We start from the raw sequence: 23,563 nt of genomic DNA, 5'->3' as shown, positions 1-23,563 counted from the left end.
AAACAATGAAAAAAATTGTAAGTTTATTTATAGTGGGTTCTTTGGCTGCTTCATTTGCCATAGGAGCTGATTTTTCCAAAAAAAGCAATGATGAGATTTTAAATCTTGCAAAAAGCGTAAAAGCGCAAGATCAAGCTGATTTAGTTATTGAGATGAAAAAAAGAATGAATGAAATGAAATACAAAGATGCAAAAGATTTTCATCAACAATTTAGAGCTAATTTACACGAAAACATCTCTAAACTTTCTACTCAAGAAAGAAACCAAAGAAGAACTATCGTTCAAGAAGATATGCAAAAACTAACCGATGAAATGAGTGGCAAAGAAATAAGAGAGTTAAATTTGCATCATTACAACAATGCCCATTCCCATAAAAATCATCATGGTTTAAGATCACACCATGCAAATTGTCCGATGAGATAAAATGGCAGCAAAAATTCTGCTCTTAGAAGATGATTTAAGTTTAAATGAAATTATAAACGAAGCCTTAAGCGATGAGGGCTTTAAAGTCTCTTGTGTGTATGATGCACAAGAGGCACTAGAAAAAGCTTATGAAGAAAATTTTGATCTTTGGATTTTTGATGTTAAAGTCCCAAAAGGCAACGGCTTTGAAGTTTTAAAAGAATTAAGAGAAAGTGCTAAAAACACCCCTGCTATATTTTTAACTTCTTTATCTATGCTTGATGATGTAAAACAAGGATTTTTATCAGGTTGTGATGATTATATTAAAAAGCCTTTTGATATAGATGAATTAATTATCCGTGTAAAAAATATCATTAAAAGAAATTTTAGCCACCAAAAAGAAGATCTAATTTTGCTTAACTCCTCAAAAAATATTTCTTTTGATCCGCTTAATAAAACTCTTTATCAAGATAAAACAATCATCAATCTTACCAACAAAGAAAAAGAGCTCTTAGCCTTGCTTTTAAAAAAACGCCCACACTTTGTAAGCATAGAAACCATTTTTGATGAAATTTGGAGTTTGGATGAAGAGCCAGCAATTATGAGCCTTAGAGTTTATGTAAAAAATTTAAGAAAAATTCTTGGCAAAGATCTTATTATCAACCAAAGAAATATAGGCTATGCCATAAGGCTAGAAAATGAAAAGTGAAAATTTTAATAATACTATTTTTAAAATTCTAGCCCTTTATATCATCACAAGTGGTGTATTTCTAACGATTTTTTTTATCACTTTTTATCAAAAAGAAGCAAACTACATACGATTAAATCAAATAACACATTCATACACTCACTATAATTATATTTTGCAAAATATCATCGAAGCAAGACACGATAGAACATATTTAAATCAAGAAGATTTTTCCTATATATCCAAAAGACTCAACACTCAATTTGCCATTATCGCAAATAACCAAGTTATTTTTAGCAATTTAACTTTCGATGCTTTAAAAATATTAACACAACTTAAAAAAAATGATTTTATTTACAATGAAAACAAAAGATTATTTATAGATTTTTCAAGGATTAGAAATCTCAACACCTATATAGACACAAGTAATCTAAAAAAACCAAAACACCATTCTCATTTCTTAAGACATAAAAATATTCATATCATTATAGAAACTGATGATCTTGGTTTTAAAAAAGAACAATACCGCAAAGATAATTATAATAATCTAGACATCAATGATTTTTCCCATGAGCTTTGGAAATTAAAATTAAAAACTATTTTTTATACTCTTATATGTATTTTGTTGCTTGCTGTGGTTGCTTACATACTCATCTTACTTGTCTTTAAAAATATCAAAGAACAATTTAAAGCACTGAATGATTTTATCAAAGATACCACGCACGAAATTAATACGCCTTTAAGTGTGATTTTAGCTAGTATTAAAAAATTTGATGATACAAATTTAAATCCAAATAACATAAAAAAACTAAATCATATCAAACTAGCAAGTAAAAATTTAAACCACATCTATCAAAATCTCATAGCCTTGAATTTTTTCTTGCAAAAAGAAAATACAAAAGAAGATATCAATTTAAAAGAGCTTTTGGAACAAAGGTTAGAATACTTTGAAACTTTAATCGCCCAAAAAAATCTCATCATTGAAAAAAATCTTTTAGAGCAAAACTTTTATGCCAATAAAGAAGAAATGCAAATTTTAATCGATAATCTTTTAAGCAATGCCATAAAATACACCAATGCTCATAAAAAAATCTATATTTACTTAAAAGAAAAAACACTTAGCATTAAAGATGAGGGTCAAGGTATGAGTACTAAGGAAATAGCTCAAATTTTTACACGCTATAAACGCTTTAATCAAGATCAAGGTGGTTTTGGCATAGGTTTAAACTTAGTCAAGCAAATAGCTGATAAAAACAATATCAACATTAAAGTTTTAAGTAAAGAAAATGAGGGAAGTGAGTTTATACTTTCTTGGTAAGGATAAAAATGGATATTTGTTTAGAAAAAATAAAAATAGAACAAACTTGGAAAGAATTTTTAAAAGATGAGTTTTTAAAACCTTATTTTTTAGAGATAAAAACTCATTATATCAATGCCTTAAGCGAAGGAAAAACTATATATCCGCCAGCAAATTTAATCTTTAATGCATTTAACCTAGCTCCTTTACAGGATTTAAAAATCATACTTTTAGGACAAGATCCTTATCACAACCCTCATCAAGCTATGGGTTTAAGCTTTAGCGTACCAATGGGAGTTAGAATTCCCCCATCTTTACTTAATATCTACAAAGAATTACAAGATGATTTAAACATTCCTATAGCAAGACATGGAGATCTTAGCAAATGGGCTAAACAAGGAATTTTACTTTTAAACTCTATCTTAAGCGTAGAAGCAAACAAACCTGCTTCACACGCACATTTTGGCTGGCAAAAATTTACCGATGCAGTTATATCAAAACTTAGCGATGAAAAAGAGGGATTAGTGTTTTTGCTTTGGGGAAATTATGCTAAAAATAAAAAAGTTTTAATCAACCCTCAAAAACACTTTATCCTAGAAGCAGCACATCCATCACCTTTAGCAAGGAATGCTTTTTTAGGTTGTAAACATTTTTCAAAAAGTAATGAAATTTTATTAAAACTTGGCAAAAGTCCTATTGATTGGGACTTAAACTCATAATTTACTTTAAACCTATATACTTTAGGAAAATTTTTATAAAGGATAAATATGAATTGCCCAGTTTGTGCAAATACAGCTTTATTAATGAGTGAAAGAAATGGAGTTGAGATTGATTATTGTCCAAAATGCCGTGGTGTTTGGCTTGATCGTGGTGAACTTGATAAAATCATAGAAAGAAGTACATCTCAAAGCACGCCACAACAACCTCATCAACAAAACTATAACCAACAAGCAAACTATCATCATAACAATGGTTATAAATACAAGAAAAAAGAAAGTTGGCTCGGAGAATTATTTGACTTTTAAGCCAAAAGGCTTAAAAGTTTTGCTTAAACCCTCATTTTTACTTCTATATTATTTTTATTTTATCAAAAAATACTTTTTATTAATAATATATGCTACAATAAAATAATTTTTAACAAAAGGAGAGAAAATGAAAAAAATAATTCTAGGATCTTTACTAGCATCAAGTTTTTTAATTGGGGCAAATTTGGAAAATTTTGATCCAAAAGCACAAAAAGATCATTTAGTTATCAAAATGGAAATTCTTGATAAAAATGCCGACAAAAACGCAGGTGAAGTAGTAGCAGTGCAAACTCCTTATGGGGTAGCGTTTTACCCAAATCTTCAAGGCTTAGAAAGTGGAATTCATGGTTTCCATGTTCATGCAAACGCTGATTGTGGAGCAACTGATAAAGGTTTAGGTATGAAAGCTGGTGGTCACTGGGATCCTGAAAAAACTGACGCACACTCAAGCCCATGGGATGATAAAGGCCACAGAGGTGATTTACCACCACTTTATGTAGAAAAAGATGGCAAAGCAACTAATCCTGTATTAGCACCAAAAATCAAAACTCTTGATGAGCTTAAAAATCACTCTTTAATGATACATTTTGGAGGAGATAATCATAGTGATCATCCTGCAGCGCTTGGCGGTGGTGGCGCTAGAATGGCTTGTGGAGTTATTAAATAATACACATACTAAAGGCTTTTTGCCTTTAGTATTATTTAAAAAGCTTAGTAAAATCTAAATCATTCATAAAATCATGGCTTGATCCGCCAAAACTTTGACTAGGACTATAAGTAGCAATAGCCACTGCAAGTTCGCTAAGCATAGAAGCTATTTCTTCTCTTTTATCTATTATATAAGCTTTCATACCTTCATAATCACTAGTTTCTAAAATTTTTAAAGGGTTGTAAATTTCAAAAGTAAAAGCCTTTGAGCCTACATTTACATTATAATTATTATCAAACAAAGCATTGCCTAAAAATGAGCAATTATCTACTATTTTTAAACTTTCACTTGCAATTAATACCTTATCTTGCACATCTTCATAATTTTTATCTTCTAAAAGTTTTGAAATTTTTTTCAACGAAGAATCTAAAATTTGCAAAGCACCAACAAAATCATTTGCATCGGTAATATCTTCGCTAAATTTTTGTGTTTGATGCTTTAAATTTGCACCATCTATATTTAAACCTACTTGTCCTAAATGCTTTTGTAAGATTTCTAATTCATCTCTCATAATACACCTTCCTTGTTATTGCTATAACAAGAAAAGCATTTTTTATTCCAAATTTTGATCTATCCAAACTCTAAAATCTTTAGCAAAAAGCAAAAAAACCTCATCATAATTTTGGATTAAAATTTGAGGGTTATTATCATTTAATTCTTTTTCATAGTAAAAATACTTACTTGCTATAAGTTTTTTAGTGTTTATTTGCACCAAATTTAAATTAATGCCTAATTTTATTTTAGAATGCACCTCATCACTAAAATCTTGCTCTAAAATATCTACTTTACTTTCTAAAACATAATCAGCACTAGCTAGACTATCTTGGTTTAAAACCGCTTTAAATACTCCTAAATCTTGTAAATGAAATTCCAAAAAAGTTTTAATCATCAAAGCAGGATTTTCTTTCCAAAAATGATAAGCATAAGCATTAACAACATGATTTTTTTTATAAAAAATTTCATTTGTATAAGATAAGCCCTTAGGTAAAGAAACCATGATGGTAGAATTTTTTACTTTATTTTGACTTTGCTCTAGCTTTTCTAAATTAATGCTAAAATATTTATTTGCAGGCAAAGTTTGATTTGGACTAATCAAAGAACAAGCACTAAAAAAAATAGCTATTAAACTAATATATAAAAATTTCATTTTATTCTCCTGGAGCATATTGAATAGCTTTATCTTTATAAATCACATCTGAAGGATTTTGCTTTAAATTTTTTAATAATTGTGTAAAATCTAAAAACAAAACTCTTAAAATATCTAAATTTTCATTTAAAAGCATTCTACTTTTATTAAACTCATTAAGTTGGCCATTGGCATTATTTAAAAAATTTGAAAAATCATCTGAACTTTTACCAAGTTTAGAGCTTGTTTTATTTAAATTTTCCAAAAATACTGGTGCTTTAGTATTTAAATACGCAGAAAACTCGGATGTATTTTGTAAAATACGCTCTATGTTTTTTAAATTTTTATCACTTAAGAGACTTTCTAGTTTTATTTTTGAACTGGTAATTAATTCTAATAAATTTGATGTTTGTTTATCTATGCTTGCAAAAAAACTTTCTTTTGATTTTATAATAGGATATACATCACCATCTGCTTTTAAAACACTAGCTTCCTCACTACCCCCTGCAAGCTGAATAAACTTAAATCCTGTTATACCTTGAATTTGTAAACTTGCATAAGTATCTGTTTTAACCGCTAAATCAGAATCAAGCTTGACTAAGATTTTCACTCTTAGTTGATTACTTGAACTATCTATGCTGATATTTTCAACACTTCCAACATCCACTCCTAAAAATTTAACCGGAGCTTTAACGCTAAGCCCTGCAACCGATTCTTCCATATAGATCTCATAATATTTAAAAGATTTTTCATCTTTTAAATTCCCATACCACACTATAAAAAACAAGCTAATAAAAAATAATACACTAACAAAAATTCCAATCAAAATATAATTTGCTTTATTTTCCATTATTGCATAAACCTCTCATAAAGTCTTGGATTTTGCTCTTGTAAAGTCTCAACATTTCCCAAAAAACCAACTTTTTTATTCTCTATAATCAAAAAGCGATTTAATACATTTTTCATACTTTCTTTATCATGAGTAATTAAAACCACACATAATTTAAAGCTTTGTTTTAAACTCAAAAGCAACTCATCAAATTCTCTCGAACTATAAGGATCAAGCCCTGAAGTTGGCTCATCTAAAAAAAGCAATTTAGAATCAAGTGCCAAAGCTCTAGCTATAGCCACTCTTTTTTTCATACCCCCACTTAATTCACTTGGATAAAGCTTAGCTACACTCTCATCAAGTCCCACCATTTTAAGCTTCATCATGGCTATTTCTTTGATATCGTTTTTGCTAAGTTTTGTATATTCAACTAAAGGTATACTAATGTTTTCAAGTATATTAAAAAAGCTAAATAATGCTCCATATTGAAAAACAACACCCCATTGTTTTTGTAAAAATAAAGCATCTTCATCGCTTATATTTTTTAATCTCTTGCCTAAAATTTCATACTCACCCTTGTCAAAATGCTCAAGCATTAACATTTGTCTTAAAAGTACAGATTTGCCACTACCACTACCACCTAAAATACCAAAAATTTCATTATCTTGCACTTCAAAGCTAATATCTTCATGTACACATTTACTTCCAAAATAAGTACTAATGTTTTTAGCCTTTATAATCAAAATCCAGCCTTTGTTAAAAATACAGAAAAAATTGCATCAAAAGCTATCACCCAAAAAATAGCATTTACAACGCTTTTTGTCGTATAAACACCTATGCTTTCGGTGGTTTTTTGCACAAAAAATCCTCTAAAACAAGCAATAGAAGCAATCAAAAATCCAAAAATAGGTGCCTTTATAAGTCCTATGATGATATGTTTTAACTCCACTGCTTCTTTAAAGCGACTCATAAACTCACTCACACTAATTTCTAAACTAAACCAAGCAACTACAATTCCACCTATAATACTTAAAATATCAGCTACTATTACCACTAAAGGCATAGCAAGCGCTAAGGCTAAAACTCTAGGTAAAATGATAAACTCACTTTCTTTAAAACCCATAGTTTTCATCGCATCAATTTCATCAGTGAGCTTCATCACCCCAATTTGAGCTGTATAAGAACTTGCACTCCTACCAGCTATAACAATAGCACTAATTAATGGTGCAAGTTCTCTAGTAGCAGAAATTCCCATTAAATCAACAATATAAATATTAGCTCCAAATTGTGCAAGTTGATACGCAGCTTGATAAGCAAGCACCACACCCACAAGTAATGAGGTTAGCATAATAATAGGCAAAGCATTAATAGCACTATTTTCTACATGGTATAAAAATGCCTTAAAGCGAAGTTTTTTAGGGTTTAAAAGTGTTTTAAAACAAGTATAAATAATAAGTCCTATGAAATTTAAAAACTGCACCAAAAGCGTAAAAGATTCAACAACCTTTTTTCCTAAATTTTCAAAAAAATCTTTGATTGTTTTTTTATTTTCATGAGAATTATGAAAACTTTTATAGTGTTTTTGACAAAGTTCAAAAAGCTTAGCGTGCTCGCTTTTAAGATTTACTCTACTAAGTTCAAAACCTTTTTGCTTAAGTTCATTTTCTAAAGCTAGAAAATACCTAATCCCAGCAGTATCTATAAAATCTAAATTTGTAAAATCAAAAATAATATTTTTTTGAGTAGGAAAATCTAATTTTTCAAATTTTCCTACGCTAGTTTTATCCCATATACCAAAGACGCTAAAAATGCATTCTTGATTTTTAACATCTTTGATGATTTTATTTTTCATTACATAAACTTAAAACATATGAGCTTAATTTTTCCTCACTAAATCCAAAATGCTCAAATACATCTTTATCTTTACCACTCTCACCAAAACTTTCTATACCATAAAGCTCATCACAAATTCTATAAAGCTCGTTTGAATTTGCAGCTTCCACGCCTATAACCTTACCTTGTAAAATTCTTTCTTTATAAGATTTTTCTTGAGCGATGAATAATTCATAACAAGGCATAGAAACAACATTAGCAATCACACCTTTTTCTTTTAAAGCCTTAGCTACTTTTAAACACAACGATACTTCACTACCACTTGCTAAAAGTGTAAATTGCGCATTTGCGTTTTCTTCTAATAAATAAGCCCCATTTTCCACATCTCCAAAAACAGGCTCGCTTAAAGCGCTTAATTTTTGACGTGATAAAACAAAAACGCTTGGCATATTCGTTTTAAGTGCAATCTGCCATGCTTTTACATTTTCAACCCCATCAGCTACTCTAAATGTCAATGAATTTGGCATAGCTCTAAAAGTACTAAGTTGCTCTATAGGTTGGTGTGTTGGGCCATCTTCGCCAACCCCTATGCTATCATGAGTAAAGATGAAAAAGTGTTTAACCCTCATCAAAGCTGCTATTCTTGCAGCAGGTTTTAAATACTCACTAAATATAAAAAAGGTAGCACAATAAGGCAAAAACAAACCATATCTAGCAAAAGCATTTGATATAGCAGCCATTGCATGCTCTCTTATTCCATAGTGGATATTTTTTCCATTTGGAAAATCCCCCATATCTTTAAGTTCAGTTTTATTTGAAGGACCTAAATCTGCACTACCACCTAAAAATCCCGGTAAAGCTTTAGCGATAGTATTTAAAATCATACCATTACTATCTCTAGTAGCTAGATCTTTTCCTTTAAAATCAGGAAATTGTATTTTTGAAAAATCAGGTTCTAAAAGCTCTTTTAATAAAGCTTGTTTTTCTGCATTTAAATTTTGCACTTTTTGATTCCACTTAGCTTGTGCTAAATCTCCAAGCTCTATTGCGGCATTAAAGCGAATTTTAACTTCTTCTGGGATTTCAAAAGTTTTTTGTGGATCAAAACCTAAAGCCTCTTTTGCTTTTTTAATAAGCTCTTCACCCAAAGGCGCTCCATGAGAATGATGACTTCCTTCAAGCTCCAAAGCTCCTTTAGCTATGGTAGTATGAGCGATAATTAAACAAGGCTTTTTACTTTCTTTAGCTGTTTTTAATGCTAAATCAATTTGCTCAAAATCATGCCCATCTATCTCAAGCACTTCAAAATTTTGTGCTCTAAAACGCTCTTTTACATTTTCATTAAAGGCAATAGCCACATCACCTTCGATTGAAATATTATTACTATCATAAATGATGATTAAATTATCAAGTTTGTGAAGTCCTGCTAAAGAACAAGCTTCATAAGAAATTCCTTCTTGCAAATCCCCATCACCACATAAACAATATACTTTGTGATTGATAATATCCTCACCCAAAAGCAAACTTGCCTTTTTAGCTGCCATAGCAAAACCAACCGCATTTGCAATGCCTTGTCCTAAAGGTCCTGTGGCGATTTCAATACCTGGAGTGAAAATTTCAGGATGACCTGGAGTTTTAGAGTGTAATTGACGGAAATTTTTTAAATCCTCTAAACTTACATCATAACCACTCAAATGCAAAAAGCTATAAAGCAAAGCGCTAGCATGACCACCTGAAAAGACTAATCTATCGCGGTTTAACCATGTAGGATCTTTCGGATTATGTACTAAATGAGTACTTAAAACACTCATAATATCTGCTAAACCCATAGGTGCACCTGGATGACCTGAATTTGCCTTTTGTATCATATCCGCACATAAAAATCTTATAGTGTTGGCTTGTTTTTGTAACATTGTTTAACCTTTTAAATATTTATCAATCAAAATTTGAAGCTCATTAGCAAGCTTAGAGTCTAAATTTTTCATTTTTTCTTCGCATAAAGCAATTTTATCATCTTTTGCCTTTTTAGCACCTTCTAAACCCAAAAGTTTTACAAAAGAATTTTTATGCAAGTCATTATGAGTTGGCTTTCCTGCTTCCTGGGTCTCTAAAGTCGCATCGATAATATCATCTTTGATTTGAAAAACTAATCCTATCAAAAGCCCTATTTCATAAATTTGCTCGCATTCTTTTTCATCTAATTCACAAATTTCACAACCCATTTTTAAAGCCGCTGCGATTAATCTTGCAGTTTTATGAATATGTAAAAACTCAACTTGTTCTAAATTTAAAGGTATATCTTCAAAATAACAATCAATAGCCTGACCGATAATCATACCATTAAGCCCTGCATTAAAAGCTAGGGTTTCTATGAGTTTTAATCTAATATTTTCTTTTAAATCAAGTTTTGAAAGTAGTAAAAAAGCTTCAGTATTTAAAGCATCACCTACTAAAATAGCGGTGGTTTCATCGTATTTTTTGTGTAAAGTTTGCTTTCCTCTACGCAAAGAAGCATTATCCATAGCAGGTAAATCATCATGTATTAAAGAATAAGTATGGATAAATTCCAAAGCCAAAGCTGCATTTAAAGCCTTTTCAAACAAAGCAGGATTTTTAGCATTCACTATACCCAAAAGAAGTTGGGCTCTAAAATGCTTCCCGCCAGCTTCTAACATCCATTTTAAAGCCTCATTGAAAAACGGATGAAAGCTTTGAGTTTTAGGAAAATTTTGCTCTAAATGTTGTTTGAATTTTTCTAAAATCACTTATTTAGCCTTATAAAAAAGTCAAAGTATCCTTTATTAAAATGCTCAAAATCATTATTTTTCGCTGAAGGGATATTGCTTGCTTGTCTTGAAACTAAAACATCAAAAGTATTAGCTTGAGCTAAAACAGCTTGAAGTTCATTAAAATTGTTGATTTTTTGATTATTAATTCTTAAAATCTTATCCCCTTTCATAAATCCAGCCATTTGTGCTTTAGAATTTGGAGTTACCTCTGTAACATTCATTTTCATATCTACGCGCAATCCTAGATTACTATAAAAAGAAGTCGGCTTAGCTTGAACTACTTTTTTAGGTTTAGCAAATACACCCAAATCTTTATCAAAAACTGTCGTAGAAATATTGACATCTTTATTATCTCTTAGCATATTAAAATACAAAGTTGCACCGCGATCAGCAAATAAAATTTTCTCATTTAATTTTCTTATATCATCATAAACTTGCCCATCTACACTCACAAGCTCATCATTAAGCAAAAATTGCCCATTTTTACGCACATTTTTTACATAAATTTTACCATCACGCATATCAAAATCCACACCTATATCACCCCAATAAACATCAGGATATTTTGCAAAGTGTTTTAAATAGCGATTGCCTATAAGCTTGCCATCTTCTAAGCTTATACCAAGCATTTTACAACATGGCGAGTTAAGTTCTCCGATTTTAGAAGTAAAATCAAGCTGATCACGCTCTGTTAAACTTTGTCCAAAATACTTCAAATGCCCTATATAGCTTTTATTACTATCTAAAATTCCCACCCAGCTATTGCGCGTTAATTCTTCTTCATTTCCCATAGGCGCAGGGATTAAACTAAAATCTGTCTTTACCAAATATAAATTTAAAAAAGGATCATACTTGGTATAGCTGTTTAATTTCGCGTTTTTAGTTTTAACTACTGCTAAAGTATTTTCATTTAAAGCAAAGGCAGGCAAACCCTCATAAATTAACATACTAGCTTTGTTTTTTTCATAACAGCCCAAAAAATCATTAAAAGTCGGTCTTGGTACAGCAAAAAGTACACAAGTTATACCCAAAATACAAAGTAAAATTCTCATAGCATTCCCATTCCGCTAAATAAATTACTAGCCATTGATTTTTTATTTTGTTCTACCATTTTCATCACATCATTCATCGCTGCTATTAGTAAAATTTGCATAGACTCTTTATCTTCAAGCAAAGAATCATCAATGCTTATATCGATGATTTCACCTTTTCCATTAGCACTAACTTTTACTAAACCACCGCCACTTTTTGCACTAAATTCTTTTTTTAAAGCTTCTTGCTCTAATTCATTTGCTTTTTCTTGAGCCTTAGTTAAAAGCTCGCCCATTTTAGAAAAATCCATATTTTCAAACATTTATTTTCCTTCTTTTAATATCTCTAATACTACTTCTTTATCATTAAAAGGATATTTTACACCCTTAATCTCTTGATAAGTTTCATCACCCTTACCCAAAATCACTACAAAATCATCTTTTGCTTTAAGCTCTAATGCTTTTTTGATCGCTTCTTTTCTATCACATTCTATAAAAACACTCTCATCTTTTTCTATACCACTTAAAATATCATTAATGATATCCATAGGCTCTTCTGAGCGCGGATTATCGCTTGTGATGATGAGTTTTTTGGCATAGTGTTTGGCGATTTTAGCCATTAATGGACGCTTAGTTTTATCCCTATCTCCCCCTGCTCCAAAAACCACAATCAAATCACGATATTTTAAAGTATCTAAAACCTTTTCTATGCCATCAGGCGTATGAGCAAAATCTACAATCACATCTTTTGCAACTACTTGCATTCTACCCTCAATACCACCAAAATTACTAATGGCCTTTTCAAGCTCTTTTAAATTTGGCTTAACAAGTTCATTCACACAAGCACTTGCAGCTAAAAGATTATAAAGATTAAAAAGCCCTACTAAAGAAGAGTCAATCATAAAAGTTTCTTTGCCAAAATTTACCACAGCTTCAATGCCATTTTTTAAAGCATAAGCTTTGATATGATAATAACTTGGATTTTCTACTCCATAAGTAAAAGCACCTTTGACGTTAAAATTTATAGCTTTTGCGTCTTTATTGATAAATTTCATACACTCATCGGTAAAAAAACTTTCTTTTGCCGCTTGGTAGTTTTGAAAGTTTCCATGAAAATCTAAATGATCTTGAGTAATATTAGTAAAAATTTTAGCCTTAAACTCAAGCCCTTCAATGCGGTTTTGTACCAAAGCATGTGAGCTTACTTCCATAATTAAAAATTCACATTTTTCCTTACTTGCTAAAGATAAAAGCTCTAAGGTTTGCAAAATAGGAGCAGTAGTTAAGCCTTTTGGAGTGATATTTTTATCATTTATAAAACTACCCCTAGTTCCCATCAAGGCACATTTATAACCTAAATCAAGCAAGATAGAGTAAATAGCCCCTGCAGTAGTTGTCTTGCCATTTGTGCCTGTAATACCTATGATTTTTATATTTTCATCTATATTTAAAAGTTTCTTGCACTCAGTTATATTTATAACTTTTGCTTGTTTTTCTAAAGCTTGATGGACAAATTTTTCATTTTGAGCAGTTTTTAAGAAAAAACAATCTTTTTCGCATTCATTAGAATTATCACAAATGAAAGTATTTTCAATCTTTACTATCATAATTTAATTCCTTGATTTTCTCACTAAGCTTGATAAATCTATAATTAGAATAAAAATGCACCGAAACATCTTCCATATAAGCTACAAGCATATCTTTATAACCATGCTCTAAAAGTTTTTCTAAAAAATCCACAAAATCTTCTTTATCATTAATGATAAGTTTATTCGATATTATAACATTTTCCAAAGCTTGTTTAAACCCAACTTTTGCTTCACTAAGTAAAAAATCTTGATAACTCAACCCCTCAAAGTCTTCACTTTCTTCTTCATACTGCACACTTTGACTAAGACTAATGAGTTTTTCTAAGTCTTTATCTACTTTAGTATTTTTATAATTTTGCATAAAAAACTCAAAAAACACAAAAGCTTCTTCAGGGCTTTTTAAAGCTAAATCGCAAATGTTGATAAAAGTTAAAAGTCTTTTATTTTTACGCTTTTCATAAGCAAGAGAAAAATACATCTTAGCGTTTTTAAAATCTTTTTTATAAAAGCATTCTATGGCTATTTTTTTATAATTTTGCAAATTCGCTTTCCCCGCCTGCTAAATTTACTATAGTTATATCTGGGTGTATGTCGATTTTAAGCTGTTTTTCTAAGCCATATTTCAAAGTCGTTCCACTTGAAGGACAACCATGACAAGCTCCGGTTAGCTTCACATAAACCACGCCATTTTTAACCCCTAAAAAATCAAGCCCACCACCATCATTTTCTAAAATATGCATAGTTTTAGCCAAACTTGCTTTTACAGGTTCGATTAATTCCTCATCACTAAAAGGCATATTCATAACTTTTCCTTGATTGTTTTTTAATTTAATTTTATCTTATTTGCCTTTAAAAAATGTAAATTATTGTTTATTTTAGACTTTTTGCTATACAATGGTAAAAATATTTTAGGATTTTGTATGCAAAAACGCACTCAAATAAAAGGTTTTGAAAAACTCAAACTCATTTTCATACTAGGCTTTTTATCTGCCATAGCACCACTTTCAACTGATATGTATTTACCTGCTTTAAATGAAGTAGAAAAAAGCTTTCAAACAAATTCTTTTTACACTCAACTTTCTCTTGCAAGTTTTTTTATAGCCTTTTCTTTGGGTCAGCTTTTTTATGGGCCATTAAGTGATGTATATGGTAGAAAAAAACCTTTATATATAGGACTTTTTCTTTTTATTTCTTCAAGTATTGCTTGTGTTTTAGTTGATTCCATTCATGCTTTTATAGCTTTGCGTTTTTTTGAAGCTTTGGGAGGTTGTGTGGGCGTAGTTGTGGCAAGAGCTATAGTAAATGATGTTTTTGAGCTTAAAGAAGCAGCGGGGGTTTATGCTTTGATGATGGTTTTTACTTCTTTAGCACCTATGCTTTCCCCTACTTTTGGTGGGATTTTGCTTGAGTTTTTTTCTTGGCGTAGTATATTTTGACATTATTTATCTTAGGTTTTATTTTATTTTTACTTGTTATTCTTGCTCTAAAAGAAAGCAACCTCAACACCCAAGGTAAAAAATTTAATCACAAAGAAGTTGCAAAAAGTTACAAAAAAATCTTAAAAGATCGTCGTTTTGTGGTGTATTTGCTTTGTGGGAATTTAATCTTTGCAGGATTTTTTGCTTATTTAACCGGCTCATCTTTTGTTTTTACGCGTGTTTTTGAACTCAGTCCTCAACAATACGCAGCCCTTTTTGGAGCTCATGCTTTAAGTTTTGTTGTATGTGCTAATATAAACGCAAGGATAGTTCTTAAACTCTCGCCTTATTATGTTTTACCAAGAGCGCTTATGATGATTACTTTTTTAACTTTTATACTCATTTTAGGAGCAACTTTTGATCTAGGTTTTTGGGCTTTTGAAATTCCTTTGTGTTTTATCATAGCAAGTTTAGGTTTTATCCTGCCAAATACCACCACTTTAGCTATGGCAAGATCAAAACAAAATGCAGGTAGTGCTTCAGCACTCTTAGGGGCAGCACAATTTGCTATGGCAGGAGTAATGGCATTTTTAGTAAGTCTTTTAAATGCTAATACACCTATATTTTTATCGCTTATTTTAGGAACTTGTGCATTTTTATCTTTGATTTCTTATCTGAGTTTGATTAATAAAAGAAAGTTAAGTAAAATCAAAAAGAAGTTAAGCGTGATTTCTCACGCTTAATTAAGCAATATTTTTGAAAAGATTCACTGACTATATCGAACCTTTTTCAAAAAACTTTACATCAACAAATAATATTTATATTTTTCTTGATAATTTTAGTGTTTTTGATCATGATAGCAAAACAAAATATTTTAAATTTACAATGACTAAAACTATTAATAGATGATTAGCTTTATAAATTTTTATTTTAACTTGTCGATATGCAAATCATGCTACTCACTCCTTAAGGCAAGAAAGAAGTGAGTTAGCAATAGATTGAAGGCTTCAAGGTCATCAAGTATTACAAGGCTACCTTGATAACCTTGTAAAGCTTGATCCCAAGGTTTTAAAACCTTGGGTTAGAATTATTGTTTTAATTGAAGCAAAGTATTTAAAAGCTGATCACTTGTGGTAATCGTTTTTGAGTTTGCTTGATAACCCCTTTGGATTACGATAAGCTCGGTTAATGCACGACTTAAATCCACGTTTGACATTTCTATGGCTGAGCCTTTTAAGCCCCCTCTACCACCTTCACCAGCATGGCCTATAGTAGGTGTTCCTGAGTTTGCTGTCGCTTTGAAAAGGTTATTACCCATTTCTTCAAGACCCATATTATTTGGGAAAGTAGCTAGAGCAACCTTAGCTAGAGCTAGAGTTTTACCATTTGTAAATTCTCCATAGATATAACCATTCTCATCAGTTCTTAATGCATCTGGCTTTAAGTTACCCCCTGTGTAACCATCTGTTTCTTGTTTAGTGGTAGCTGAGTCTTTATCATAGCTTGTTAAACCATCAAAACCACCTGTTGTACCAAAGTCAAGTTTTATAACTTGATCAGGTTTTGAGCCATTATTTCCAGTGAAGTTTAATACATTTGGCGTATAGCTTTGAAGCGAGCCATCATTACCAAATCTTAAATTTCCTACTACTATATTTCCTGGAGCTCCATCACCACTAAAATTTATCTCTGCAGGCTCAGGCACTGAGATGATGATAGACCACTCAGCCCCGCCATCTGCTGTTTTACTTTGTTTAGTAAATTGCACAGTTAGCTCATGTCTAGTTCCTAATGAGTCAAAGATTTCTATACTAGCAGTATGAGCTGATAAATACATATCTTGAGAGTATTTTTCATTATTACCTGCATTGAAATTTCCATCTAAGGCACTAAACATAGCTGTGAATTTATCATTAGTAGCTATTTTATTGGCCTCATTAGAATAACCTGTAACTTTAAAAGTCATGTCTTTGGATTCTGTTGTTTTTGGATTTGTGATTTTAAATCTACCATCACTTTCAACTACTACTTCTACAGCAGCATTTGCATCCTCTTTTGATCCTTGGCGTCCATCAGCACTTGCCCAATTTTCTATAGTTCCATCTCCATCATAATCCACTGCCCATCTTGCATCTCTTTGCAAAAGCTCTCTTAAGTCTTCGGTTGTATGAAAAGTTCTTTGACCATTAGCACTAGGCATATTTGCATCAGCTTTATTTGCCGCATTTGGGTTAGGATTTGGTCCTATATCTACACTGTTTGGACTATAAATATACTCATGAGCAGTAATTACTTGTACTTTATCCTTAGCAGGACTACCTGGCTGCCCATCAGTAGTTCCAAGCCAAGCTCTACGAGCTGTTCCCCTAAGAGTTATAACATCATTTAAATTTCCATTTTGCGGGTCATTATTAACAGTAATTTGTCCACCTGCAGTAGTATCTTCATGTATAACAATATCCAAATTTTTAGATTTTGCTGTAGTTCCTGTGCTATTATCGTTTGTAAAAGTGATTTGTCCATTTACTACCGAAGCCACTACACCAGTTTCAGCTGTCTTAGCATTGATAGCGTTTATAAAAGTTTCTTGTCCCACACCTTCTGCTTGAATATTTACACCATTAATGGTAATATTTAATTTTGCATTTTGCACCGTATCGCCATTTTTAAATCCCCAATATGTATATTCAGTATTTGCTGTCCATTTTGATCTATCTTGAGGTAAATCAGAGCTCATTTTAACATTTGAAGTATGCTTCGCATCAGCATAACTTACCCATATACCTTGACCACTTCTTAGGTTTAAGCCTTCACCTTGGGCATTAAATACTACACCCATATCCACACCTTTTTCTGTTACTTGGGCTCCACTTTTTGAAGTAGTGTAAAATTCAGTATGACCAGTATCATTTTCATCTATTACTGTTCCTGTGTCATTTCTCATACCATGAGTAGAATCTAGTGCATAAATGGGTCTTTTAGCAGAAGCATTAGCACCTAGAGTATTACCACTATCTAAATTTGCTGTAAGGCTTACTGAAGTACTTGGTCTAGCAGGCATACTCATACCAGGTGGGATCACTATATCGCCTACTGAGGTTGAAGAGTCGATTTGTCCTGTTTCTTGATTATAGTTCCAACCTTGAACAGTATAGCCATTATTATCTACGAAATTTCCTACTGCATCTGTTTTAAAGTCACCTGCACGGGTATAATACTGAGTAGTACCACCATCATTTGAAACGATGAAAAATCCGTCCCCATTGATAGCCATATCGGTGTTTTTATCTGTGGTTTGGATATTACCTTGAGAGTGAATTCTAGTAGTAGAATTTACACCAGAACCAAGTCCAACTTGCATAGGGTTTTTACCACCTAGGTTACCATCTGGAGCTGTAGCTATCTTAGAAGTTTGACTCATAAGCGTTGAGAAATCCGCACGAGAATATTTAAAACCAAATGTATTAACATTGGCTATGTTGTTACCTTCTACATCCATTGCGTATTGGTGTGCTTGGAGTCCAGAAACCCCAGCCCAAAGAGATCTCATCATAATTAAATCCTTTAAAAAATATTGCTTTGTGAATATCTCACAATCTTCTATTGCTTATGCAGATATAAAGCAATAAGTGTTCCAAAAATACAAATAAAATGAAATTAAAAATTAGAAAATAAATCAAAAATTAGATTTTAATGTGTAAAGTTTTTTTAAAATTACTCGATATAGTCAGTGAATCTTTTCAAAAATATTGCTTAATTAAGCGTGAGAAATCACGCTTAACTTTTATTTCTCTCTTTTAATTTAGCAATCACATCATTTAAACTCAAATCCGCATCAGCTAATAAAACATCTAAATGATAAAGCAAATCAGCTGCTTCATTTATCAGCTCATCTTTGTCTTTAACAGTGGCAGCTAAAGCCGTTTCAACGCCTTCTTCGCCTACTTTTTGTGCTATGCGTTTAGTGCCTTTTGAAAAAAGTTCAGCTGTGTAAGAAGAGCTTGCACAGGTGCTTTTACGAGAATTAATTAGCCTTTCAAGACGCGATAAAAATACAAAATCAGCCTTTTTAGAAAGTGTTTCAAAACAAGAAGTATCGCCTGTATGACAAGTAGCCCCGCTAGGTTTAACTAAAATCAAGATACAATCTCTATCGCAATCAAGCCCCATATCTATAATATGCAAAAAATTCCCACTTTGCTCGCCTTTCATCCACAAACGCTCTTTAGTGCGTGAGTAAAACACAACCTTTTGGTGCTTAAAACTCTCTCTTAGAGCTTGTTCATTCATAAAACCTTGCATTAAAACTTCACAAGAATGATAATCTTGAATGATCACAGGAACAAGGTTATTAACCTTTTGCCAGTTAATGCTTTTTATGAATTCTTCTTCATTTATCTTCATAGCCTTTCCTTTAAATACGAATTTGTATGCCTTGATCTTTTAAAAATAGTTTTAATTCTTTAATATCTATAAGTTTTTTATGAAATACTGAAGCTGCTAAAGCTCCATCAACACCAAGTTTAAAAGCGTCTAAAAAATGCTCTTTAGCTCCTGCACCACCACTTGCCACTAAAGGCACAGGGCAAATCTGTCTAACTTTAGCAAGTTGATCAAGATCATAGCCCTTTCTCATGCCATCTTGATTCATCATATTTAACACGATTTCGCCAGCTCCTAGCTCACATACTTGCTTTACCCACTCTAGTGTTTTTTTACCGCTATGATGAGATTTACTCTCATCTCCGGTGTATTTATAGACTAAAAGCTCGTTGTTTTCATCTTTAAAAGTATCTATGCCTACGACTACGCATTGCACTCCAAAGCTTTTTGCAAGGCGTGAGATTAAATCAGGGTCATTTAAAGCAGGGGAATTAATAGAAATTTTATCAGCACCATTTGCTAAAAGTTCTTTTGCGTCATCTTCACTTTTTATACCCCCTGCAACGCAAAATGGTATAGAGATATTTTGTGCTACTTTGCTTACCCAAGTTCTATCAATGCGCTCATTTTTAGCTGAAGCGGTTATATCATAAAATACAAGCTCATCAATGCCATTTTGTGAGTAAAATTTAGCAAGCTCAATGATATCGCCCATATCTTCATGGTTTTTAAACTGCACCCCTTTAACTACTCTACCATCTTTTACATCCAAACATGCAATTATGCGTTTTGCAAGCATTCTTGAGCCTCCTTTATGCTAAATTCTTTATCAAGCAAGGCTTTACCTACGATGATACCACTTACTATACCATTTAGCTTTTTAAAATCTTCTAAGCTTGCCACACCTCCACTTGCTTGGGTTTGTAAATGTGGGAATTTCTCATGCAAAGCTTTATATAAAGTGATATTTGCTCCACTCATCGTGCCATCTTTAGAGATATCTGTGCATAAAATATGCTTTACATCTTTATAAAAATTTAAAAGCTCAAATAATTTTTCATCGCTTGTTTTACTCCATGCATCAACAGCCACAAAAAACTCATCTTTAACGCAAATACTATCAAGTGCTAAGACTATATTTTCTACGCCAAATTCATTTAAAAGCTCTTGTGTAAAGGCTTTGTTTTTAACCGCTAAAGAGCCTATAACTACGCGTTTAACACCACTATCAAACAAAGCTTTAACCTCATCTTTAGTGCGAATTCCTCCGCCTACTTGAAGATTTACTTTGATTTTAGAAGCTAGATTTTCTATGAGTTTTAGTTGTCTTTTACTAGGATCTTTTGCACCGCTTAAATCCACCAAATGAAGCCAAGCAATGCCTTGAGCCTCATACTCTTGAAATTTAGCTAAAGGATCAAAGCTGTATTCTTGCTTTTTAGCATAATCACCCTTATAAAGCCTTACTACTTTACCATCTATTAAGTCTAATGCTGGAATGATTTGAGTTTGCATTTTTACCTACATATTTATGAAATTTTTTAATAATACTTCACCCGCTTCGCCACTTCTTTCAGGGTGAAACTGCACACCATAAAAATTGTCTTTGTTTAAACTTGCACTAAATTTAGTAGAGTACTCACACTCTGCGATGGTGTATTCATTTAAGCCCACACAATAACTATGCACAAAATAAAAATAAGCCCCATCTAAGTCTTTAAAAAGCTCGTGCGAGCTAAAGACTTGATTCCACCCCATATGTGGGAAAGTAAAATTTGCTTTTTCTTGGAATTTTTGTGTCTCAAAAGGCATAATGCCAAGTGTTTTTTGGTGTAATTCTTCTGAAAATTTACCCAAAATTTGCATACCAAGACAAATACCTAAAAGTGGTTTTGTGGTAGTTTGGATAAAATTTTCTAAATTAAGTGCTTGTAAATTTTCCATTGCTTTAGCTGCTGTGCCAACTCCAGGAAGCAAAAGCTTATCTGCTTGTGAGAGTTCTTTTAAATCATGCGTGATGATACTTTTTTGTCCTAAACGCTCAATTGCAAAAGCAAGAGAAGCTAAATTCGCACAACCTGTATCTATAATAGCTAGTTTCATATCACTCCTTTAGAGCTTGCTAGGTTTTCATTTTCTATTTTTATAGCCATTTTTAAAGCTCTTGCAAAGGCTTTAAAAAGTCCTTCGGCCTTGTGATGATCGTTTTTGCCTTTAACTTTTAAATGCAAACTCGCACCCATAGCATAACTTAGTGAGTAGAAAAAATGCTCTATCATTTCTGTGCTTAATTCTCCAAGCTTTTCTTTTTTAAACTTAGCCTTATAAACTAAATGCGGTCTATTGCAAAAGTCAATCGCACAACTTGCCAAGCACTCATCCATAGGCAAAACAAAGCCATACCTTGCAATGCCTATTTTTTGATCAAGTGCGCTTTTGATAGCCTCGCCCAAAGCAAGTGCAACATCTTCTACGCTGTGATGTTCATCAACTTCTAAATCCCCTTTGCATTTTATCTCTAAAGATATATTTGCATGCGTAGCAATTTGCTCTAACATATGATCAAAAAATGCGATATTTGTTTTTATATCAGCTTTTGCTTTCTCATTAAAAGCTATTTTAACTTGAATTTGAGTTTCTTTGGTATTACGCTCTATACAGGCGCTGCGGTAATTTTGCAAGATAAAATCAGCGATTTGCTCCCAGTTAAAATCGTTTTTATCATATTTTAAACCTTGAATTCCAAGATTTTGTGCCAAAAGCATATCGCTGTCTCTATCGCCTATAACAAAACTTTTATTTTTATCATAAAGTTTATTTTTGATATAGTTTTCAAGCATGGCAGTTTTTGGCTTCCTACAGGCGCAATTTTCATGCTCAAAATGTGGGCATATAAAAATATCTTCAAATTCTATACCACAACTTTGAAAAACACTTAGCATTTTTTCATGAGCCTTGTCAAAATTTTCCCTAGGAAAAGAATCTGTGCCTAGGCCATCTTGATTACTCACCATAACAAATTTAAAACCAAAATTTTTTAACTTTAAAAGTGCATTGATGGCACCTTTTTCAAACTCAAGTTTTTCTAAAGAATCGATTTGAAAATCATCTTTTGGCTCATCAATGAGCGTGCCATCTCTATCGATAAATAAAATTTTTCCACTCATTTTAGACTTTCTAATCTTAAACTCACGGCATTTTTATGCCCATCAAGCCCTTCAGCTGCTGCTAAAATTTCCACCACAGGCCCAAGTTTTTTAAAGCCTTCTTTACTAAGTTCTTGTACAGTCATTCTTTTCATAAAATCAGCAAGCCCTAAAGAAGAATAAGACTTAGTAAAACCATAAGTTGGTAATACGTGATTTGTCCCACTTGCATAATCTCCCATGGATTCTGGAGAATACTCACCTAAAAATACTGAACCTGCGTGCATAATATCATCAAGCAAGCCAGATGGATTTTGTGTATGAATGATCAAATGCTCGGGTGCATAGTCATTTGAAATACTTATGGCATGTTTTATATCTTTTGCAAGAATGATTTTAGAGTGCGCTAAAGATTTTGAAGCAATTTCTTTACGCGAGAGTTTTTCAAGCTGTAAAGCAACTTCACTATCTACTTCTTTGGCTAGTTTTTCACTTGTACAAACTAAAATCGCTTGAGAATCTGCTCCATGCTCAGCTTGTGAGAGTAAATCTGAAGCTATAAATTTAGCATTAGCAAATTCATCTGCTAAAACTAATACCTCTGAAGGTCCTGCTTGCATATCAATAGCTACTCCATGATTATTAACTTGCTTTTTGGCTTCAGTTACAAAAGCATTTCCGGGACCAAAAATTTTATCTACTTTTTGCACACTTTGCGTTCCATAAGCAAGCGCTGCTATGGCTCCTGCTCCGCCTATTTGATACACTGCATCAACTTTGCAAAGTTTTGCCACAAAAGCAATGGCAGGATGAAGTGGTGCTGGGGAAGCTAAGGCTATAAATTTACATTTTGCAATTTTAGCTGGGATAGCTAACATGAGTGCAGTTGAAAAAAGTGGTGCTAAGCCTCCTGGTATATAAAGTCCTACTTTTTCAATAGCTCTTGTTAGCACCTTGCAAGTTACCCCTTCAAAGGTTTGAACTTCTATGGTTTTACTTTCTTGAGCTTTGTGGAATTTATAGATATTTTCATAAGCTATTTTAATAGCTTGTTTTAACTCATCATCAATTTGCTCTGCTAAATTACTAAGCTCTTCATCGCTTAGTTTAATGGAATTTAACTCTACTTTATCAAATTTTACAGCCATTTGTTTTAAAGCTTCATCGCCATTTATTTTGACATCTTCAATGATTTGTTCTACTATGGTTTTAACCTGTGCATTAGCACTTATAGCAGGACGCTTAAGTGCTAATTCTTGTTCGCTTTGGTTTAATTTTTCAAAATCAAGTATTTGCATT

25 protein-coding genes and 1 pseudogene are annotated in these 23,563 nt (G+C 32.1%); 7 read left to right on the top strand and 19 right to left on the bottom strand.

Going from position 1 to position 23,563, the window contains the following annotated elements:
- Window positions 1-5: 5 nt before the first annotated feature.
- From L8U00_RS05040 to L8U00_RS05015, 6 genes are all read left to right on the top strand, one after another.
- The gene (locus tag L8U00_RS05040; protein WP_263685042.1) at window positions 6-422 is read left to right on the top strand and encodes a DUF1104 domain-containing protein; all 417 of its coding nucleotides are present in this window, start codon (window positions 6-8) and stop codon (window positions 420-422) included.
- 1 nt (window position 423) lies between these two features.
- Window positions 424-1,110 (top strand): response regulator transcription factor, encoded by a 687-nt coding sequence (locus L8U00_RS05035; protein ID WP_263708734.1) that lies wholly within the window; start codon window positions 424-426, stop codon window positions 1,108-1,110.
- Window positions 1,100-2,407 carry a sensor histidine kinase gene (locus L8U00_RS05030; protein ID WP_263708732.1) on the top strand — a complete coding sequence of 436 codons (1,308 nt, stop codon included), beginning with the start codon at window positions 1,100-1,102 and terminating at the stop codon, window positions 2,405-2,407. Before L8U00_RS05035 ends, L8U00_RS05030 begins: the two co-directional genes overlap by 11 nt.
- 8 nt (window positions 2,408-2,415) lie before the next feature.
- On the top strand, window positions 2,416-3,105 hold the full coding sequence (gene ung / locus L8U00_RS05025) for a uracil-DNA glycosylase (protein ID WP_263708730.1): 690 nt from the start codon (window positions 2,416-2,418) through the stop codon (window positions 3,103-3,105).
- Between the two features lie 48 nt (window positions 3,106-3,153).
- Entirely contained in the window at window positions 3,154-3,411 is a 258-nt protein-coding gene (locus L8U00_RS05020; protein ID WP_263708728.1) for a zf-TFIIB domain-containing protein, read from the top strand.
- A gap of 127 nt (window positions 3,412-3,538) precedes the next feature.
- Window positions 3,539-4,078 carry a superoxide dismutase family protein gene (locus L8U00_RS05015; RefSeq protein ID WP_263708727.1) on the top strand — a complete coding sequence of 180 codons (540 nt, stop codon included), beginning with the start codon at window positions 3,539-3,541 and terminating at the stop codon, window positions 4,076-4,078.
- A gap of 31 nt (window positions 4,079-4,109) precedes the next feature.
- Here L8U00_RS05015 and L8U00_RS05010 read toward each other — a convergent pair whose 3' ends face one another.
- From L8U00_RS05010 to L8U00_RS04955, 12 genes are read right to left on the bottom strand one after another with little or no spacing between them, the layout of a single operon-like run.
- Complete coding sequence (locus tag L8U00_RS05010; protein ID WP_263708725.1) at window positions 4,110-4,631, bottom strand: flagellar FLiS export co-chaperone; 522 nt, start codon at window positions 4,629-4,631, stop codon at window positions 4,110-4,112.
- A 42-nt stretch (window positions 4,632-4,673) separates the two neighbouring features.
- Window positions 4,674-5,267, bottom strand: coding sequence for a hypothetical protein (locus tag L8U00_RS05005; protein ID WP_263708723.1), 594 nt, complete (start codon window positions 5,265-5,267; stop codon window positions 4,674-4,676).
- Between the two features lies 1 nt (window position 5,268).
- Complete coding sequence (locus L8U00_RS05000; protein ID WP_263708721.1) at window positions 5,269-6,096, bottom strand: MlaD family protein; 828 nt, start codon at window positions 6,094-6,096, stop codon at window positions 5,269-5,271.
- Entirely contained in the window at window positions 6,096-6,818 is a 723-nt protein-coding gene (locus tag L8U00_RS04995) for an ABC transporter ATP-binding protein (protein ID WP_263679224.1), read from the bottom strand. Before L8U00_RS04995 ends, L8U00_RS05000 begins: the two co-directional genes overlap by 1 nt.
- Window positions 6,815-7,915: an MlaE family lipid ABC transporter permease subunit gene (locus L8U00_RS04990; RefSeq protein ID WP_412175423.1), complete on the bottom strand. Its 1,101-nt coding sequence runs from the start codon at window positions 7,913-7,915 to the stop codon at window positions 6,815-6,817. The genes L8U00_RS04995 and L8U00_RS04990 overlap by 4 nt, the downstream gene beginning before the upstream one ends.
- Before the next feature lies 1 nt (window position 7,916).
- Entirely contained in the window at window positions 7,917-9,821 is a 1,905-nt protein-coding gene (tkt, locus tag L8U00_RS04985; RefSeq protein WP_263708718.1) for a transketolase, read from the bottom strand.
- 3 nt (window positions 9,822-9,824) lie between these two features.
- Complete coding sequence (locus L8U00_RS04980; protein WP_263708751.1) at window positions 9,825-10,670, bottom strand: polyprenyl synthetase family protein; 846 nt, start codon at window positions 10,668-10,670, stop codon at window positions 9,825-9,827.
- Window positions 10,670-11,749 (bottom strand): PDZ domain-containing protein, encoded by a 1,080-nt coding sequence (locus L8U00_RS04975; protein ID WP_263708716.1) that lies wholly within the window; start codon window positions 11,747-11,749, stop codon window positions 10,670-10,672. The genes L8U00_RS04980 and L8U00_RS04975 overlap by 1 nt, the downstream gene beginning before the upstream one ends.
- Window positions 11,746-12,051 (bottom strand): YbaB/EbfC family nucleoid-associated protein, encoded by a 306-nt coding sequence (locus L8U00_RS04970; RefSeq protein ID WP_039640540.1) that lies wholly within the window; start codon window positions 12,049-12,051, stop codon window positions 11,746-11,748. Before L8U00_RS04970 ends, L8U00_RS04975 begins: the two co-directional genes overlap by 4 nt.
- Entirely contained in the window at window positions 12,052-13,335 is a 1,284-nt protein-coding gene (locus L8U00_RS04965) for a UDP-N-acetylmuramoyl-L-alanyl-D-glutamate--2,6-diaminopimelate ligase (RefSeq protein WP_263708714.1), read from the bottom strand.
- On the bottom strand, window positions 13,319-13,858 hold the full coding sequence (locus tag L8U00_RS04960) for a histidine kinase (RefSeq protein WP_263708712.1): 540 nt from the start codon (window positions 13,856-13,858) through the stop codon (window positions 13,319-13,321). The genes L8U00_RS04965 and L8U00_RS04960 overlap by 17 nt, the downstream gene beginning before the upstream one ends.
- Window positions 13,845-14,114, bottom strand: a complete 270-nt coding sequence (locus tag L8U00_RS04955; RefSeq protein ID WP_041570315.1) for a NifU family protein — start codon at window positions 14,112-14,114, stop codon at window positions 13,845-13,847. Before L8U00_RS04955 ends, L8U00_RS04960 begins: the two co-directional genes overlap by 14 nt.
- Before the next feature lie 123 nt (window positions 14,115-14,237).
- On the opposite strand from L8U00_RS04955, the pseudogene L8U00_RS04950 reads away from it, so the two are divergent.
- Window positions 14,238-15,478: pseudogene (locus L8U00_RS04950) on the top strand (multidrug effflux MFS transporter).
- A 344-nt stretch (window positions 15,479-15,822) separates the two neighbouring features.
- On the opposite strand, the gene flgE reads toward L8U00_RS04950, so the two are convergent.
- From flgE to hisD, 7 genes are all read right to left on the bottom strand, one after another.
- On the bottom strand, window positions 15,823-18,288 hold the full coding sequence (flgE, locus tag L8U00_RS04945) for a flagellar hook protein FlgE (RefSeq protein ID WP_263708710.1): 2,466 nt from the start codon (window positions 18,286-18,288) through the stop codon (window positions 15,823-15,825).
- Between the two features lie 224 nt (window positions 18,289-18,512).
- Window positions 18,513-19,139 (bottom strand): bifunctional phosphoribosyl-AMP cyclohydrolase/phosphoribosyl-ATP diphosphatase HisIE, encoded by a 627-nt coding sequence (gene hisIE, locus L8U00_RS04940; protein ID WP_263708708.1) that lies wholly within the window; start codon window positions 19,137-19,139, stop codon window positions 18,513-18,515.
- Between the two features lie 10 nt (window positions 19,140-19,149).
- Window positions 19,150-19,917 carry an imidazole glycerol phosphate synthase subunit HisF gene (gene hisF, locus L8U00_RS04935; protein ID WP_039625107.1) on the bottom strand — a complete coding sequence of 256 codons (768 nt, stop codon included), beginning with the start codon at window positions 19,915-19,917 and terminating at the stop codon, window positions 19,150-19,152.
- Window positions 19,899-20,633 (bottom strand): 1-(5-phosphoribosyl)-5-[(5-phosphoribosylamino)methylideneamino]imidazole-4-carboxamide isomerase, encoded by a 735-nt coding sequence (hisA, locus tag L8U00_RS04930; protein WP_263708706.1) that lies wholly within the window; start codon window positions 20,631-20,633, stop codon window positions 19,899-19,901. The genes hisF and hisA overlap by 19 nt, the downstream gene beginning before the upstream one ends.
- Before the next feature lie 6 nt (window positions 20,634-20,639).
- The gene (gene hisH, locus L8U00_RS04925) at window positions 20,640-21,221 is read right to left on the bottom strand and encodes an imidazole glycerol phosphate synthase subunit HisH (RefSeq protein ID WP_263708703.1); all 582 of its coding nucleotides are present in this window, start codon (window positions 21,219-21,221) and stop codon (window positions 20,640-20,642) included.
- Window positions 21,218-22,285, bottom strand: a complete 1,068-nt coding sequence (gene hisB / locus L8U00_RS04920) for a bifunctional histidinol-phosphatase/imidazoleglycerol-phosphate dehydratase HisB (RefSeq protein ID WP_263708700.1) — start codon at window positions 22,283-22,285, stop codon at window positions 21,218-21,220. Before hisB ends, hisH begins: the two co-directional genes overlap by 4 nt.
- Window positions 22,282-23,562 carry a histidinol dehydrogenase gene (gene hisD / locus L8U00_RS04915; RefSeq protein WP_263708698.1) on the bottom strand — a complete coding sequence of 427 codons (1,281 nt, stop codon included), beginning with the start codon at window positions 23,560-23,562 and terminating at the stop codon, window positions 22,282-22,284. Before hisD ends, hisB begins: the two co-directional genes overlap by 4 nt.
- Window position 23,563 lies beyond the last annotated feature (1 nt).

The organism is Campylobacter sp. IFREMER_LSEM_CL2256 (assembly GCF_025771645.1).
Taxonomy (GTDB): Bacteria; Campylobacterota; Campylobacteria; order Campylobacterales; family Campylobacteraceae; genus Campylobacter_D.
This window is presented reverse-complemented; position numbering and strand designations above follow the sequence as displayed.